Genomic DNA, 14,044 nt, shown 5'->3' on the forward strand with positions numbered 1-14,044 from the left:
CATCCGGTGTTACTGCGCCGTTCACAGAGGTTTCCGACAGGTGGAGATTCCCTTACATCCGTCCGAGAAGTGCGTTCGGGGGCGTCGGCGGGCGCTACGGTGGTGCAGGCCGTCAGGGGTGACGGAGCGGCGACGCGCTCGGGGGAGCCGCGTACCTGGCCGTCTCGGCGGAACGGCGAACTCCTCGTCCTCGAGCGCGCCGGAGGCGTAGATCCCCTCGACCACGTCCCCGGGATGCAGGACCACGCCGCCGCGGGCGGTCACGCACCACGCCGCCGCGGGCGTCGACCCGGGCGTGCACGATCGTCGCCCGATCAGGTCCGCGAGGGGAGCGCGGGTCCCGTGGCCCCGTCGGCCATCGGGGCCGGGAGACCCGGCCAGGCCGGACAGGAAGGCACGCACGCACCCAGCCTGCCGCACGCTCCGGCCGCCGGGCGGCGCCCGGGTGCTGGACTACGATGACGCAATGACCTCCTCGAACTCCTCGGGCGAACGCGCCCCGGATCCCCGTCCCGCCCGCACCCGCGCCGCGATCTTCACCGCCGCGCGCGAGCTGAGCGCGGACGACGGCGAGGTCACCGTCAACGCCCTGGCCAAGCGCGCCGGCGTCAGCCGCGCCGCGTTCTACAGCCACTTCACCGGGCTCGACGACCTGCTGGGCGCGATGCTCCAGGAGATGTTCGACGCCGCCTGGGAGCGCGGACGCACCAACGGCGCCGCCGGCCACACCATCGAGCAAGACGTGCGCACGGCTACGCGATGATGGCCGCCTACATCGAGCGGCACCATGCCTTCCTCCGCGGCGCGCTGGACTGGAAGTCCAGCCACCGCACCTACATGATCCTCACCGGGACGATGGCCCGCGCGCACGTCGAGGCGCTCAAGCGCATGCCCGACAGGCTCCCGCCACGTCCCGGCATCGAGGCCCTCGCCCGCGGCCTCACCGGCGGGGAGCTCGTCCACGCCGACCACTGGCTCGTCGCCACCGAGGAGGCGGCGAGGGCTGGGGAGGAGCTGGACGCGACCGAGTCGCTCGAGGTCATGCTCGCCACCGCGCCGTCCTGGTACGTCGGCCTCGGCCCCGACGAGCCGATCCCGGCCGCGGAGCCGCTGGCCTCGGCCCGCACCTACGGCGAGGACGCGCCCGACCAGCACTGAGCTCCGAGCGGAGCGAGCCCCTGCGGGCGGGCTCAGCAGGTCGCGACGAGACGCAGCAGCACCCGCGCGCCGAAGCGCACCGCATCCACCGGCACCCGCTCGTCCACGCCGTGGAACAGCGGGGCGAAGTCGAGGTCCGCGGGCGGCTGCAGCGGCGCGAAGCCGTAGCCGGTGATGCCGAGCAGGCTGAGCGGCTTGTTGTCGGTGCCGGCGCTGAGGCAGTAGGGAAGCACCTTCGAGCCCGGGTCCTCCGCCTGCACCGCCGCGGTCATCGCGTCCACCAGCGGGGACTCGCGCGGGGAGTCGACGGCGACGCCGATGTGGTCCACGACCACCTCGACGTGCTCGCCGGTCAGCTCGTCCAGCAGGGCCAGCGGCTCCTCCTGGTGCCCGGGCAGGAAGCGGCAGTCGAAGCCGGCCTCCGCGGTCTGGGGGATGACGTTGACCTTGTACCCGCTCTCGAGCATCGTCAGGTTCGCCGAGTCGCGCAGAGTCCCGGCGACGAAGTGGCGGGCCCCGCCGGTCAGGGGCAGGAAGCGGTCGATGTCCTGCTCGTCCCAGCCCTGCCCGGTGATCTCGGTGATCCCGTCGAACAGCGCGCGGACGCTGGCGATGTACTCGATCGGGAACTCGTGCTCGTCGATCGCGGTGATCGCGCGGGCCAGGCGCACGATGGCGTTCTCGTCGTTGGGGACCGAGCCGTGCCCGGCGCGGCCGGTGGCGCGACCGCCCCCAGGTCAGGCCCTTCTCGGCGGTCTGGACGAGATAGGTGCGCACGTCCTCGCCGGTGGACTCCTCGGGCAGGGTGATCGAGTAGCCGCCCACCTCGCTGATCGCCTCGGTCATGCCGTCGAACAGCTCGGGGTGGTTCTCCACCAGCCACTGGGCGCCCCAGACGCTCGCATTCTCCTCATCGGCGAAGAAGGCGAACATGAGGTCGCGCGGCGGCGCCTGCCCGCCGCGGGCCAGGTGACGGGCGACGGCCAGGATCATCCCGACCATGTCCTTCATGTCCACGGCACCGCGGCCGTGGATCATCCCGTCGATGATCTCGGCGCCGAAGGGGTCCACCGACCAGTCCTCGGCGCGAGCCGGGACCACGTCGAGGTGCCCGTGGAGGATCAGGCCGCCGCGCTCGCGGTCCTCGCCCGGCACGGTCACCAGCACGCTGGGACGGGCGGGGTGCGACTCGACCACCTGCGGCTCGAGGCCCACCTCGCGCGACCGCTCGACGACGTACTCCGCCGCCTCGGTCTCGCCCTTCCCCCAGGTCTCGGGGTCGTTCCCGCCGAAGTTCGTGGTGTCGATCCGGATGAGCTCGCGGGTGAAGCGCACGGCCTCGTCCTGCAGCAGGGCGAGCTCGTCGGCGGTGGGGGCGGCGATCGGCATGCCGGAGTCCTCCTCGGGGTCGGGTCCGTTCACCGTACCCGGCCCCGACGGAAGAGGTTCAGGACTGTGAACGCTCGAGATGCGCGCGCACGAACCACTGGAACTTCTCCAGCTCGGCGGACTGGCCGATCAGGATGTCCTCGGTGATCGGGTCGAGCTCGCCGGCGAGGGTGATCGCCTTGCGGTGGGAGGCGATGACGCCGTCGTAGACCTGGTCGATCGCGGTGAGGTGCTCCTGGGTGCCGGCCCTGCCGAGCTCGTAGTCGCTCCAGCCGCGCTCGGCGACGAGGCGACCCGGGGTGCCGACGGGGGAGGCGCCCAGCCGCGCGATCCGCTCGGCGACCTCGTCGGCGTAACCGCGCACGAGCTCCACCTGCGGGTCGAGCATCTCGTGCACCGCGATGAACTGCGGACCCACCACGTTCCAGTGGGCATGCTTGAGGGTGAGGTGCAGGTCGTTCAGGGCGTGGAGGCGGTCCTGCGGCGCTTCCACGAGCCGGCGGGAGTCGTCGGTGCCGAGGCCGGGGACGGTGTAGCTGAGGTCGGTCATGAGTGCTCCTTGTCGTGGTCGGGTCCCGGCGGCCGGGCGGCGGCGCCGGGGACGTGCGGATCCTTCCCCTCCATCCTCTCATCCGACCTCTTCGCCGCCGACAGGGACCTCCCTCCTGCCCCGTACGATGGCCCCGTCAGCGTCCCCTGCGGAAGGAGCGCCCATGAGACCCGTCGACGAGCTGCGCGACCGGCTCCACGCCGCGCGCCGACGCGCTGAGATCGCGGGTGCCCGCGCCGACGTCCTCGCCCAGGCGCGGGCCGTGGTCCCCGAGCCGCCGCGCGACGCCGATGCGGGCCACCTCGAGCGGGCCGCCCGACGCCTGGTGCGGCGCGCCGCGCAGGACGAGTTCGCCCGCGAGGGGATCACGAGGATCCCCGTCCCCGAGGCGACCGGACGGGCCGAGCTGCGACGCGCCGACCTCGCCTCCGACGCGGCCTTCCACGCGGTCGTCGAGGACGTGCTCAGCGCCGTCGAGATCGTGCCGAGCCCGCTGGAGAGCGACGACGCGGTCGCGCGCGCGCGACGCCCGCGCCTCGTCCGACGCCTACGGACTCTCGCCCGAGGTCGCCTCCGATCTCGCGTCCTACCTGCTGGGCCGCGCCTTCCTCGCGCGCGCGACGAGGAGCGCGACCTCGACGCCTATCTCGACCGGCACGAGCGGCAGATCCGCGACGACATGCGCGGCGCGCTGGTGCGCCTGGTCCGGGTGCCGCTCGAGCGCGCGGCGCCCGTGAGCGCCATCACCGGATCGCGAGCGGCCTCGCCCCCGAGCCCCCGGGCACCGCGCACGGAACCGGGACGGGTGCTGGGACTGCCGGCGGGGCGGGGAGCGGCGCGAGCGGTGCCGGCGCCGCCGCCCGCGAGGCCCTCTCGCAGCGCGCCCGCTCGGCGATGGACCACGCGCGTGCCGAGGCCGGTCGTGCCGCCCTCGGCGCCCTGCTCAGCGGCGCCGGCCGCGCCTTCGAGCGCTACGGCCGAGGGGACGACGGCGGGGACGTGCGGGGCGGGGAGGCGCGGAGCTGGGATGAGCGAGGTGCCGCGGACCGGGCCCGGGAGCAGCGGATGGGCGGGCGAAGAGGCCGGCGAGCACCGCACAGCCGAGCAGACGGTGCACGACCCACGATCGGACTGATCGGGCGTCGGTCGGACCCATCGGCCGGACCTGTCGGCCGGGCCCATCGGTCGGGCCCGCCGTCGGCGGATCGGCACGTCGCCCCACCCCTCGACGCACTGCGGCGCCGCCCCCTCGGGGACGGCGCCGCAGTGCGCGGGAGGGGCCTGCTCAGACCCCGGCCTTCTCGGAGAGCTGGCGCTTGATCCGCGCGAGCATCCCCGACATGCCGTTCAGCCGCAGCGGGCTGACCACCTCGGCCAGGCCCAGCTCGCCGGTGACCGTGTCCGGGGTGTCCAGCACCTCGCCCACGGTGCGACCGTCGAGGGCCTCGGCGAGGATCGCGGCGAAGCCGCGCGTCGTCGGCGCCTCCGGCGGGGCGGAGAAGAACAGGTGCGCGGTCGCCTCGCGACCCTGCCCCTCGACCTCCGTGGCCAGGAAGATCGGGGACTGGCACTCGGGCACCGGCTCGAGCGGCTCCGGGTGCTCGGAGTAGCGCTCGGGCAGGTCGGGCAGGCCCTGCGAGAACTCCAGCAGCAGGCTGCAGGCGATCCTTCCCGCCGAGCGCGTGGAAGTCGTCGGCGATCTCCGCGAAGCCCTCGGGCGGCGCGGAGGGCGCGGCGTCGGCGCTGTTCGTCGGGTTCATCGGGCGGGGACCTCGCCGGGCTCGGTGCCCTGGGCGATCGGCAGGCGCACGCCGTTGCCCCACTCGGTCCAGGAGCCGTCGTAGTTGCGCACCGAGTCGAAGCCGAGCAGGTGGGTGAGCACGAACCAGGTGTGCGCGGAGCGCTCGCCGATGCGGCAGTACACGACGGTCGGCGTCCCGGTCTCGAAGCCGAGCTCGCCGAGGTAGATCGCCTCGAGCTCCGCGCGGGGCTTGAAGCGGCCGTCCTCCGCGGCGGCGCGGGCCCACGGCACCGAGCGTGCGGTGGGGATGTGCCCGCCGCGCACGGTGCCCTCCTGCGGGTAGTCGGGCATGTGCGTGCGCTCGCCGGAGTACTCCTGCGGGGAGCGCACGTCGATCAGCGGCCCGCCGAGGAAGTCCAGCACGTCCTCGCGGTAGGCGCGGATCGGGGCGTCCTCGCGCTCGACGACGGGGTAGCCGCTGGTCGGCGCGGGGCGGCCCTCGGTCGAGGTCGTCATCTCGCGGCCCTCGGCCTCCCAGGCGGCGCGGCCGCCGTCGAGCAGGCGCACGTCCTCATGGCCGAACAGGCTGAACACCCACAGCGCGTAGGCGGCCCACCAGTTGGACTTGTCGCCGTAGATCACCACGGTGGTCTCGCGGGTGATGCCGGAGGCGTCCATGAGCTTCGCGAAGCCCTCGCCGTCGACGTAGTCGCGGGTGACCGGGTCGTTGAGGTCGAGGTGCCAGTCGATCTTCACCGCGCCCGGGATGTGCCCGGTCTCGTAGAGCGACACGTCCTCGTCGGACTCGACGACCACGAGTCCCTCGGTCTCGCCCGCGGCGAGCCGGTCCGCGAGCCACTGCGTGGTCACGAGCCGCTCGGGGTGGGCGTAGTCCTGCAGGGAAGGAGCCGGATCGGCGGGAATGGTCATCAGTTCACCTTTCGACGGTCGATATCGCACGACGTATGCCCCCAGTCTGTCACCGTCGTGCGCGCAGTGGCGATCCGGCGATGACGCTGTGCGCGGACACGCGCGATGTGCTTCCCCTGCGGGGACCGTGCTCCTACGGTGGCCCCATGATGGAAGACCTGGACACAGAGCCCGTCATCCCCACCCTCGATCTCACCGTCCTCGACTGCCCCGACGCCCTCCAGTTGGCCACCTTCTACGCGAAGCCGCTCGGCTGGCGGGTCGAGGAGGGCAGCGACTCCGACTGGGCGGAGCTGATCCCGCCCCGCGGCCGCCGCAGCGAGGACGATCCCGACGGCGAGGCCTCCCTCGCCTTCCAGAAGGTGGCGGACTTCCGCCGCCCCACCTGGCCCGACGGCGACCACCCCCAGCAGTTCCACCTCGACCTCTCCGTCACCGACATCGATGCCGCCGACCCCCGCGCCCTCGCGCTGGGCGCGACCGTCCACGAGCACCAGCCCTCCGCCTCCGGCGCCTTCCGCGTCTATCTCGACCCCGCGGGACACCCCTTCTGCCTGTGCCTGACGGCCTGAGGGCTGGGTCCGTGTGACAACCGCCTGACGAGCCGGCGCCACCGGTTCCCGCCCCCGCGCCCCTCCGTGTGAGCACGGAGGGGCGCTCTGCGTCGTGAAGGGATCGGCGCGGTGGGGACGACGGGGATGCGCGGCCGACGGGGATGGGCGGCCGGCGGGGATGCGGGGCCGACGAGGATCCCCCTGGCGCCGGGAGCGGCCGACGCCGTCTTCGCGCCGACACGGCCGAGGGTCCTGTGTGCGTCCTCGGGAGTCGCCTTTCGCCATGACGTCAGGTGAAGGACGAGAGGAATTCGGAAATGCCGTCCCTCCGGGTCGTTCGAGATTTCGGTGTATTCGGCGGGAGTGTCGTCCATTCCTTCTGCTCGCCGTCTCCGGCAGTCCGTCGTCGGCCCTCCCGTGCTCCAGGCGCATGCCGTCCGGTGCGATTCGAGGGTCCGCCCTCGGTGCTGGCTCCGTGGGCGTGGAGCCAAACATCATGCAGGTCGAGCGCATAGCAGAGGGGTGTGACATGTGACCGCCGTCGTCCACAGCAGGGTGTGCTCCGGTGGATGAGTCTCCGCCCGATCCTCGCGCGGAGGGCTCATCCACAGTCATCTCTCCTCCCCGCGGGGTGGTTATCCACAGATTTATCCCCATTTCTCTGTAGGGGTTCTGAAATGACGGTGCGGGCGGTAGTGTCGAAGTATTCGAAGGGGTGCTCATCGGTGAGTGCCCGGACAGCGGAGGAGGTGGCTGCAGTGGGAGAGTTCGACGACATCGATGACGATGCGCGCCGCGACGCGTCATCGTCCGAGACCGCGCGACAGTCCCCGTCGAGCGATGCCTCCTCAGGGCCGGGCCCGTCGAGCTCCGCCGCTCCCGCCCGTCCCGCGCGCGAATGGCGCGTGCGCGCCCGCCGGGAGCTCACCGAGGAGCTGATCCTCGAGGAGGTCGGCGGCATCGAGGGGAAGAACGCCGGCCGCGTGCTCGCGCTCCACTCCCTCATGCGCGAGGAGGCGCGGCTCCACGCCCGCCGTCTCCGCCATCTCGCGGACTTCTTCGCCATCGACCCGGACAACGAGGGCTCGCTGATCGACGCGGACATGACCGCGATGAAGGTCGCCGTGGGACTGCGGCCGCTCCGTCACGCAGGCCACCTCGCAGATCCGCGACGCCCACCACGCCGTCGTCGACCTGCCCCGGATGTTCGCGCACCTCGAGGCCGGCGACCTGCCGGAGGACTACCACCGCTTCCTCTTTGCGCCAGGTGCGACGGCTCGACGCCGACCAGATCCGCCTGATCGACGAGCACCTGGCCGGCGTGGAGATCCCCTCGATCCCCCGCGAAGACCTTCGAGGCCCAGGTGCGACTGGCCGTGGCCTCGGTCGGGAACGAGCTGAAGCCGCCCCGCGAGGCGCGCGAGGTGCGGATCGACGGTGTCGACTCCGAGCAGGGCGTCGCCTGGATCACGATCACCGGCCCGATCCCCGAGATCCGCGACCTCGGCCTGCGGCTCGACGTGAGTGCCCGCGCCGTCCAGCGCGCCCAGCGCGTCGCGCTCGAGGCAGGGGAGGAGGAGCCGATCCCCTTCGACCTCGACGGCGACGTCCGCGACCGGGAGCGCCCCCTCAGCCTGTCGGCCCTGCGCTACGCGATCCTCACCCGCACCATGCTCGACCTCGACCCGGTCGAGGAGACCGCGCGACCGTTCAAGATCCTCGTCACCGTGCCCGTGACGACCCTGCTCGGGATGGACGACTCCCCGGCGATGCTCGACGGGCTCACCCCCATCCCGGCCGAGCTCGCCCGGGACCTCGCCGCGACCTCCTCCGTCTGGTACCGGATCCTCACCGACCCGATCTGCGGGACCCACCTCCCCGCCCGGATCGACACCTACCGACCCGACGCACAGCGGCGTATGCGGCTGCGGGTCGCGCCACCCCGTCTGCGCGGCGCCCGGATGCACCCGCCCCACCGCGCTCGCCGCGGAGGACGACCACATCATCGAGTACGACCACCAGGATCCCGCCCGAGGCGGCCCGACCTCCCTCTGGAACCTCCACCGGCTGTGCCGGCGCCACCACCAGCTCAAGACCGCCGGGCTGATCGACCCTGCCAGGGATCCGCAGGACGACCCCGACCGCGGGGACCGCAGCACCAGCGCCGAACCGCTGGTCACGACCTGGCGGCTCGAGCAGGACCTCCGGGTGCGCACCGCGGAGAACACCGATCTGCTCACCCCACGGATGACCCGCCGCCTCGACCAGGCCGAGCGGAGCCACCGCCGCGCCCGGGAGGCCAGGCGGCCGCGGACCCGATAAGCCCCGGCCGCCGAGCCCTCGACGAGGCCGAGGATCATCTCGCCGAGATCCAGCTCGAGGACGAGTTCACCAGAGTGCGGACGAAGCGCCGCATCATCGCGCCCGGGCCGCCGCTCGACGTGGACCACCCGCCGTTCTGACGGCGCCGCGGGTCAGGAGGCGTAGGCCTCGAAGGCCGCGCGGATCCCGTCGGCCGACGCCCCGGAGGCCAGCGGCACCTGCAGCAGCAGGCGGGCCTTCGGGGCGGGCAGCGCGGCCGGCCATCACGGCGCCCGCGTCCAGCAGGTCCACCTCGGAGCCGGGATAGCCGTAGTGGTGCGTGGAGGTGCCGCCGCCGAAGGGCCGCGCCGCGACCACGACAGGCACACCCCTTGCCCAGCAGGCGGCGCAGGCGCGGCATCGCGGCGGGGGAGACGTGCCCCATCCCGACCCCGTCGATCACCAGCCCCGCCAGCGCCTCGGCGGGGAGGTGGTCCAGCGGCCGCGAGGTCCTCGTCGAGACCCGCGGTGAGCGGCGGCACCGCCGGGAAGCGGTCCGGCGGGAGTCCGCCGGAACGGACCGGACGCGGCGGCGGGAGATGGAGGAGGCGCAGGTCCTCCCCGCCGACGATCGCGAGCGGCCCCGAGGGCTCCGAGGCGAAGGCCGAGACCCCGCGGGACGAGGCCTTCACGACCCGGTCCGCGAGATGCGCGTGGGCGTCGAACACGACCAGCACGCCCAGGCCGCGGGCCGACAGAGCGGTCGCTGCGCGGACCGCGTCGCGGAGGTTCGCGGGCCCGTCGGCGCCGGGCGCGCTCGCCGGACGCATCGCCCCGGTCACCACCAGCGGCGCCTCCCGGTCCCAGAACCGGTCGAGCAGGAACGCCGTCTCCTCGAGGGTGTCGGTGCCGTGGGTGAGCACCACGCCGGCCGCGCCGGAATCGACCGCGGCTCGCGCACTCTCCAGCACGGCGCGCAGGTGGTGGGGGCGCACATCGGAGGAGGAGATGTTCGCGAGCGCTCGGGGCCGCGGCTCGACGTCCCCGCCGACGGCGGCGAGCAGTCGCGCCCCGGCGTCGTCGTCCGGGCGGGCGCTCTCGCCGCGGGCGTCCTCGGTCATGAAGATGGTGCCGCCGAGGGAGAGCACCTCCACGAAGGGGCTCACTCGGTCTCGATCTCCTCGCCGAGATAGGCGGCGGCGGTGCGCACCGAGGCCTTGCGGGCGGGCTTGCGGTCCGCGCCCCCGGCGACGTGCGCCTCGTACCAGGCATCCGCCGTGGCGCGCGTGAACTCCGCGCCCTCGGGGGAGCCGGCGAAGTCGCCCAGGCGGCGCATCAGGTCCTTGCCCGGATCCTCGAGGTGGTGGGCCAGCGCGTACAGCGCCGCATCCCAGCCGCGACCCGTCGCGGCGGGGCCGAAGGTCGCCCAGTGCGCGTCGGCGGGGACGGTGTGGCGCAGGGTGAGGGTGTTGCCTCCGCCGTCCGTCCCCTCCTCCGCGGCCGTGATCAGCGGCTCCAGGTCGCTCGAGCTCTTCCCGAACTCCCAGGTCAGCAGCAGACGATGCGGCGGCTCGACCTCGATCAGGCGGCCGCTGGTCTCCATCTCGGGCGGCTCGTAGCGCCCGCCGGGGACCACGTCGCCGCTGGCGGTGCCGAACCAGCGGGCGAGCCGCTCGGCCGTGGTCAGCGCCTCCCACAGCTGCTCCGGGGCGGCGTCGAAGGTCTGGGAGAGGGCGACCGTGTTCCCGTTCTTCGCAGGGGTGACCGTGCGGGTCACGGCGGTCAGCTGGGCGGTGGGGGTGTCAGTCATGAGAGGCCTTCCTCGCCGGGGGCGATGCGTCGCAGACGCACGATCACCTCGGCGTGCTCGGTGTGGGGGAACATGTCGACGTAGCGGCCGGCGACGATGCGCAGCGAGGGCATCGCGGCGAGGTCGTCGGCCAGGCTCGCCGGATTGCAGCTGGAGTAGAGGACGTCGCGGACCCCGGAGCGCTCGAGCCAGCCGGCGAGCTCCGGCCCGAGGCCGCGGCGCGGCGGGTTCACCACGACGATATCGGGCGGGCCTGCCGGGCCGGCGGCCTCCTCGATGGCCCAGGCGGTCGCGTCGGCCGCGAGGAAGCGGACCCGGGCGCCCGCGGCCTCCGCGCCCTCGCGCGCCCCGTCGATCGCCTGGGCGGAGACCTCCACCCCGGTGACCCGCGCGGCGGGGAGGGCGCGGGCGAGGTGCAGGGCGAATCCGCCCAGGCCGCAGTACAGGTCCCAGATCCGCAGGCCGGGGCCCGTCTCCTGGTCTTCCCGCGCCCCCGCGATCTCGCGCGCCCACTCCGCGCCCTGGCGGTACAGGGCGCCGGCGACCTCGGTGTGGGTCTGCAGGAAGGACTGCGGGCGGGAGAACAGCGTGACGTCCCCGGTGCGCACGGCGAGACGCCCGGCCCCGACCAGCGGGATCTCCTCCTCGCCCTCGACGCGCGTGGTGTGCTCGGGGTGGATGTTCGCGCTGACCGACACGACCGAGGGATGCGCCTCGAGCGGCCGCGGCAGGTGCTCCCGCGGCCGCTCCAGCGCCGCGGTCGCGCGCGCGACGAAGCGGAGCAGATGCTCCCCGTCCGGGGAGCTGGTGACCAGCACGTTCTTGATCTCGCCGCGGCGGCGGGCGACGTCATAGGGCGGGATCTGCGCCCGACGGATCAGGGCCTTCGCCCCCTCGAGCACCTCCTCGACCCCGTCCGGGTAGAGGGGGCAGTCGCACAGGTCGGTGCCCGCGGACTGCCCGGGCAGGGTCAGCAGCGGCGCCTGGGCGGTGCCGCCGACGGCCATCTTCCCGCGGGCGCGGAAGCCCTGCTCCGCGCCGACGATCGGCTCCGACCAGATCGTGCCCGGCGCGAGATGCGGGGCGAGCAGCCGCTCGACGCGCTCACGGCCGCGGGCGAGCCGCCGCGGGCGGGGAAGGTCCAGCAGCGGCGTGCAGGACCTGCACGCGCCGGAGTCGAAGTGGTGGCACCGCACCCCAGGAGTCTACGAGCCGGGCCGTCGGCTGTCGCACCCCCGCGCTATCGTCGCCGACGGGTCACGAGACGCGGCCGGACTCCCTCGACAGAGGCCGCGCGGCAACCGGAACCGAACCCGGTGCCCGTCGAGGAAGACCCGGCCGGGGGCGTCCGCCCATCCGGTCAGACGGCCCGGGTCCTCCGCGGGCCCTTCTCGGAAGGTGATTCGCATGCATCTCGACGACCACGCGGCGACCTGGCGCGACCAGCTCGTCGAGCTGTCCCTGCCCGGGGTCGGGGCGGTGACGGCACGGGTGGACGACACACCCCCGGCCGACGAGACGCCGGAGGACGAGCCCGGCTTCCGGCGGCGGGAGCCGACGGCGCCGCCGGCGCGGGAGACGGTGCGCCGCACGCTCGCCGCACGGCCGCCGCTCGTGCTCGAGCACGCCTGGCTGGTGGTGCCGGCGCTCGGGCCCGTGCCGCCGGTGGAGGAGGCGGGCGTGGGGCTCGTCGGCGATCTGTCCGGCCGGCGACCGCCCGAGGAGGTGCGGGGCGAGAGCGCCGCGCCGGCCCGTCCCAGCCGCGAGGGTGCGGAGGTCGGGGCCCCGATCGGGGCTCCTCGGCGGCGTCCGCTGTCCCCGCGGCACGGCTGGTACCGCGTCCCGGCTGTCGCAGCGGCGCGCGGGCGAGGGGCGGGATCGTCGGTCGCGGAGCGCTCGTCGGCCCTCGCCGGGAGTGGTATGAGCCGGCCGTCGCGGCGCGCGAGGACCTGCTGGGCGCCCATCCCGACCAGGCGCTCGAGAGCGCGCTGGCGGCCGCGCGGGAGCTCGGACAGGTGGCGGTGCTGCGGATCGGGCCGGACGGGCTCGACGTCCACCCCACCGGCGCGGACCCGCGGGTCCCCGTGCTGGAGGGGCTCCCGCTGCAGGTCACGGCGCGGCCCGCGCAGTGCCCGCCGCGGGGCGAGGACGGCCGCGGGCCCTGCCGGCCCGTCGGCGGCCCCTGGATCCGCGCCTCGCAGGAGGCGCGGCTCGACTGGGAGGCGCGGCGTGCGCAGGCCGTGGCGATGCTGGGTCGCGGGGTGTGCTTCGGGGAGGCGCGCCACCGGAGCCGGATCAGCCTCAGGTGCCGCGCCTGGCGGAGGCCACGCCCGTCACGCACCTGGGCCGGTCGCACCTGCGCGGCGGCGGGAGCGTGCGGATCGACCCGCTGATCAGGCCGCGCTGACCCCGTTCGCCGGGCTGATCAGGCGAACCACTCCGTGGGCGGGCCCAGCCGCAGCGAGCACCGAGAACACCACCGCGACCACGACGATCGCGATCAGGCCGGCGAGCAGCGGGCGGCGCGGCGCGAGGGCGACCACCTTCTCCGGGAACGAGCGCGGGGCGTCCTCGCGCGCGACCGCCAGGAATCCCCGAGCATGCCCTTCCGGTGCGCCCAGCGCTCGAAGGGGACCGTGAGATACGGGACGAAGGCGGATCCCAGGCCCATCGCCAGGCGTCCGAGGCTCCAGCGCTGATCGACCGCGACCAGCACCGTCACCACCAGGTAGGACAGGAACACGAAGCCGTGCAGGCTCCCGCCGATCCGCACCCCCACCTCGGTGACCTGCGGCGCGTACTTCAGCAAGATGCCGAGCAGCAGCAGGGTCCAGGTGACCATCTCGGCCAGGGCCAGCAGACGGTACAGGCGGGACGGGGTCCGGATCAGACGCATGGTCCTCATGGTGCCAGAGGCCCGCTGGATCCCACCCGGGTGCAGGGGCGGGGCGCGACGATCGTCGGATCCGGTGCGGCGGAGCGCCTGGAAGGGTGGGGTCATGACGACGCACACGATCCCCGGAGAGCTGTTCCTGCTGCTGACCGACGACGCCGGCCGGCAGGACTCGACCTCGTACCGCACCCAGGCCCTCGCCGCCGCCGCGATCGCCGAGCTCGCCCTGCGCGAGCGGATCGCGCTGACCGAGGAGCGCGGCCCGAAGGTGCGGGTCCTCTCCACCGAGTCCACCGACCTGCCCGTCCTCGACCAGGCCCTCGGCGCGCTCGCCGAGCTCGAGGGGAAGTCGCTGAAGTCCGCGATCGGCCACCGCACGATGAACCTCACCGAGGTGATCGGCGAGGGCTTCGCCGCCGTCGGCGCCGTGCGCCGCAAGGACGGCTGGTTCACCACCACCTGGCCCACCCACGACGACGAGCTCGAGACCGCGCGCGCGCCCGGCTCGCCGCCGCCGTCGAGGACCCCGCTCGCGCCTCCCTGCAGGACGGGTCGCTGCTGGAGATCCTGCGCGCCCTCGGGATCGCACATCGCATCCTCAACGACGACCTGCCCGGCCTCTCGCGCCGCGAGCTCGATCAGCAGATCGAGGCCCTCGAGATCGACAGCCCCGCCGCGACGGCCGTGAAGCGGGTCGTGGACGACATGACCGCGGCGC

Annotated in this window: 15 protein-coding genes and 2 pseudogenes; 8 read left to right on the plus strand and 9 right to left on the minus strand. The window is 74.0% G+C overall.

From position 1 onward, the window contains the following. Positions 1-466: 466 nt before the first annotated feature. Complete coding sequence (locus WKH84_RS16270) at positions 467-763, plus strand: helix-turn-helix domain-containing protein (protein ID WP_341854417.1); 297 nt, start codon at positions 467-469, stop codon at positions 761-763. Next, entirely contained in the window at positions 760-1,158 is a 399-nt protein-coding gene (locus tag WKH84_RS16275) for a hypothetical protein (protein ID WP_341854418.1), read from the plus strand. Before WKH84_RS16270 ends, WKH84_RS16275 begins: the two co-directional genes overlap by 4 nt. A gap of 32 nt (positions 1,159-1,190) precedes the next feature. Here the strand turns inward: WKH84_RS16275 and WKH84_RS16280 are convergent. Continuing rightward, positions 1,191-2,547, minus strand: a pseudogene (locus WKH84_RS16280) (M20/M25/M40 family metallo-hydrolase). A gap of 58 nt (positions 2,548-2,605) precedes the next feature. Next, on the minus strand, positions 2,606-3,097 hold the full coding sequence (locus WKH84_RS16285) for a DNA starvation/stationary phase protection protein (RefSeq protein WP_341854419.1): 492 nt from the start codon (positions 3,095-3,097) through the stop codon (positions 2,606-2,608). A 163-nt stretch (positions 3,098-3,260) separates the two neighbouring features. On the opposite strand from WKH84_RS16285, the gene WKH84_RS16290 reads away from it, so the two are divergent. Continuing rightward, entirely contained in the window at positions 3,261-4,232 is a 972-nt protein-coding gene (locus WKH84_RS16290; RefSeq protein WP_341854420.1) for a hypothetical protein, read from the plus strand. Between the two features lie 150 nt (positions 4,233-4,382). Here WKH84_RS16290 and WKH84_RS16295 read toward each other — a convergent pair. Beyond that, positions 4,383-4,857: pseudogene (locus tag WKH84_RS16295) on the minus strand (SufE family protein). Then, entirely contained in the window at positions 4,854-5,768 is a 915-nt protein-coding gene (locus WKH84_RS16300) for a sulfurtransferase (protein WP_341854421.1), read from the minus strand. Before WKH84_RS16300 ends, WKH84_RS16295 begins: the two are co-directional and overlap by 4 nt. Before the next feature lie 149 nt (positions 5,769-5,917). Between WKH84_RS16300 and WKH84_RS16305 the strand changes: the two genes are divergently transcribed. The 3 genes from WKH84_RS16305 (at position 5,918) to WKH84_RS16315 (ending at position 8,644) form a co-directional block, all read left to right on the plus strand. Then, entirely contained in the window at positions 5,918-6,340 is a 423-nt protein-coding gene (locus WKH84_RS16305) for a VOC family protein (RefSeq protein ID WP_341856927.1), read from the plus strand. A 731-nt stretch (positions 6,341-7,071) separates the two neighbouring features. Continuing rightward, entirely contained in the window at positions 7,072-7,623 is a 552-nt protein-coding gene (locus WKH84_RS16310; protein ID WP_341854422.1) for a hypothetical protein, read from the plus strand. A 703-nt stretch (positions 7,624-8,326) separates the two neighbouring features. Continuing rightward, entirely contained in the window at positions 8,327-8,644 is a 318-nt protein-coding gene (locus WKH84_RS16315; RefSeq protein ID WP_341856928.1) for an HNH endonuclease signature motif containing protein, read from the plus strand. A gap of 263 nt (positions 8,645-8,907) precedes the next feature. Here the strand turns inward: WKH84_RS16315 and WKH84_RS16320 are convergent, their stop codons facing one another. From WKH84_RS16320 to WKH84_RS16330, 3 genes are read right to left on the minus strand one after another with little or no spacing between them, the layout of a single operon-like run. Next, positions 8,908-9,789, minus strand: coding sequence for an asparaginase domain-containing protein (locus WKH84_RS16320; RefSeq protein ID WP_341854423.1), 882 nt, complete (start codon positions 9,787-9,789; stop codon positions 8,908-8,910). After that, positions 9,786-10,433 carry an SRPBCC domain-containing protein gene (locus WKH84_RS16325; protein WP_341854424.1) on the minus strand — a complete coding sequence of 216 codons (648 nt, stop codon included), beginning with the start codon at positions 10,431-10,433 and terminating at the stop codon, positions 9,786-9,788. Before WKH84_RS16325 ends, WKH84_RS16320 begins: the two co-directional genes overlap by 4 nt. Then, entirely contained in the window at positions 10,430-11,629 is a 1,200-nt protein-coding gene (locus WKH84_RS16330) for a methyltransferase domain-containing protein (protein WP_341854425.1), read from the minus strand. The genes WKH84_RS16325 and WKH84_RS16330 overlap by 4 nt, the downstream gene beginning before the upstream one ends. A gap of 825 nt (positions 11,630-12,454) precedes the next feature. Between WKH84_RS16330 and WKH84_RS16335 the strand changes: the two genes are divergently transcribed. Then, the gene (locus tag WKH84_RS16335; RefSeq protein WP_341854426.1) at positions 12,455-12,826 is read left to right on the plus strand and encodes a hypothetical protein; all 372 of its coding nucleotides are present in this window, start codon (positions 12,455-12,457) and stop codon (positions 12,824-12,826) included. Here WKH84_RS16335 and WKH84_RS16340 read toward each other — a convergent pair whose 3' ends face one another. Both WKH84_RS16340 and WKH84_RS16345 read right to left on the minus strand, forming a co-directional pair. Further along, positions 12,827-12,976: a hypothetical protein gene (locus tag WKH84_RS16340; protein ID WP_341854427.1), complete on the minus strand. Its 150-nt coding sequence runs from the start codon at positions 12,974-12,976 to the stop codon at positions 12,827-12,829. It abuts the gene before it with no gap. After that, on the minus strand, positions 12,934-13,329 hold the full coding sequence (locus WKH84_RS16345; protein ID WP_341854428.1) for a DUF3817 domain-containing protein: 396 nt from the start codon (positions 13,327-13,329) through the stop codon (positions 12,934-12,936). The genes WKH84_RS16340 and WKH84_RS16345 overlap by 43 nt, the downstream gene beginning before the upstream one ends. 103 nt (positions 13,330-13,432) lie before the next feature. On the opposite strand from WKH84_RS16345, the gene WKH84_RS16350 reads away from it, so the two are divergent. After that, a complete protein-coding gene (locus tag WKH84_RS16350) occupies positions 13,433-14,014 on the plus strand; it encodes a GPP34 family phosphoprotein (RefSeq protein WP_341854429.1) in 582 nt (193 codons plus the stop codon). Positions 14,015-14,044 lie beyond the last annotated feature (30 nt).

It is taken from the genome of Brachybacterium sp. GPGPB12, assembly GCF_038396325.1.
Classification (GTDB): Bacteria; Actinomycetota; Actinomycetes; order Actinomycetales; family Dermabacteraceae; genus Brachybacterium; species Brachybacterium conglomeratum.

Coding starts and splice junctions, on each gene's coding strand:
- WKH84_RS16270 (WP_341854417.1), top strand. CDS start 467: ATGACCTCCTCGAACTCCTCGGGCGAACGCGCCCCGGATCCCCGTCCC.
- WKH84_RS16275 (WP_341854418.1), top strand. CDS start 760: ATGATGGCCGCCTACATCGAGCGGCACCATGCCTTCCTCCGCGGCGCG.
- WKH84_RS16285 (WP_341854419.1), bottom strand. CDS start 3,097: ATGACCGACCTCAGCTACACCGTCCCCGGCCTCGGCACCGACGACTCC.
- WKH84_RS16290 (WP_341854420.1), top strand. CDS start 3,261: ATGAGACCCGTCGACGAGCTGCGCGACCGGCTCCACGCCGCGCGCCGA.
- WKH84_RS16300 (WP_341854421.1), bottom strand. CDS start 5,768: ATGACCATTCCCGCCGATCCGGCTCCTTCCCTGCAGGACTACGCCCAC.
- WKH84_RS16305 (WP_341856927.1), top strand. CDS start 5,918: ATGGAAGACCTGGACACAGAGCCCGTCATCCCCACCCTCGATCTCACC.
- WKH84_RS16325 (WP_341854424.1), bottom strand. CDS start 10,433: ATGACTGACACCCCCACCGCCCAGCTGACCGCCGTGACCCGCACGGTC.
- WKH84_RS16345 (WP_341854428.1), bottom strand. CDS start 13,329: ATGCGTCTGATCCGGACCCCGTCCCGCCTGTACCGTCTGCTGGCCCTG.
- WKH84_RS16350 (WP_341854429.1), top strand. CDS start 13,433: ATGACGACGCACACGATCCCCGGAGAGCTGTTCCTGCTGCTGACCGAC.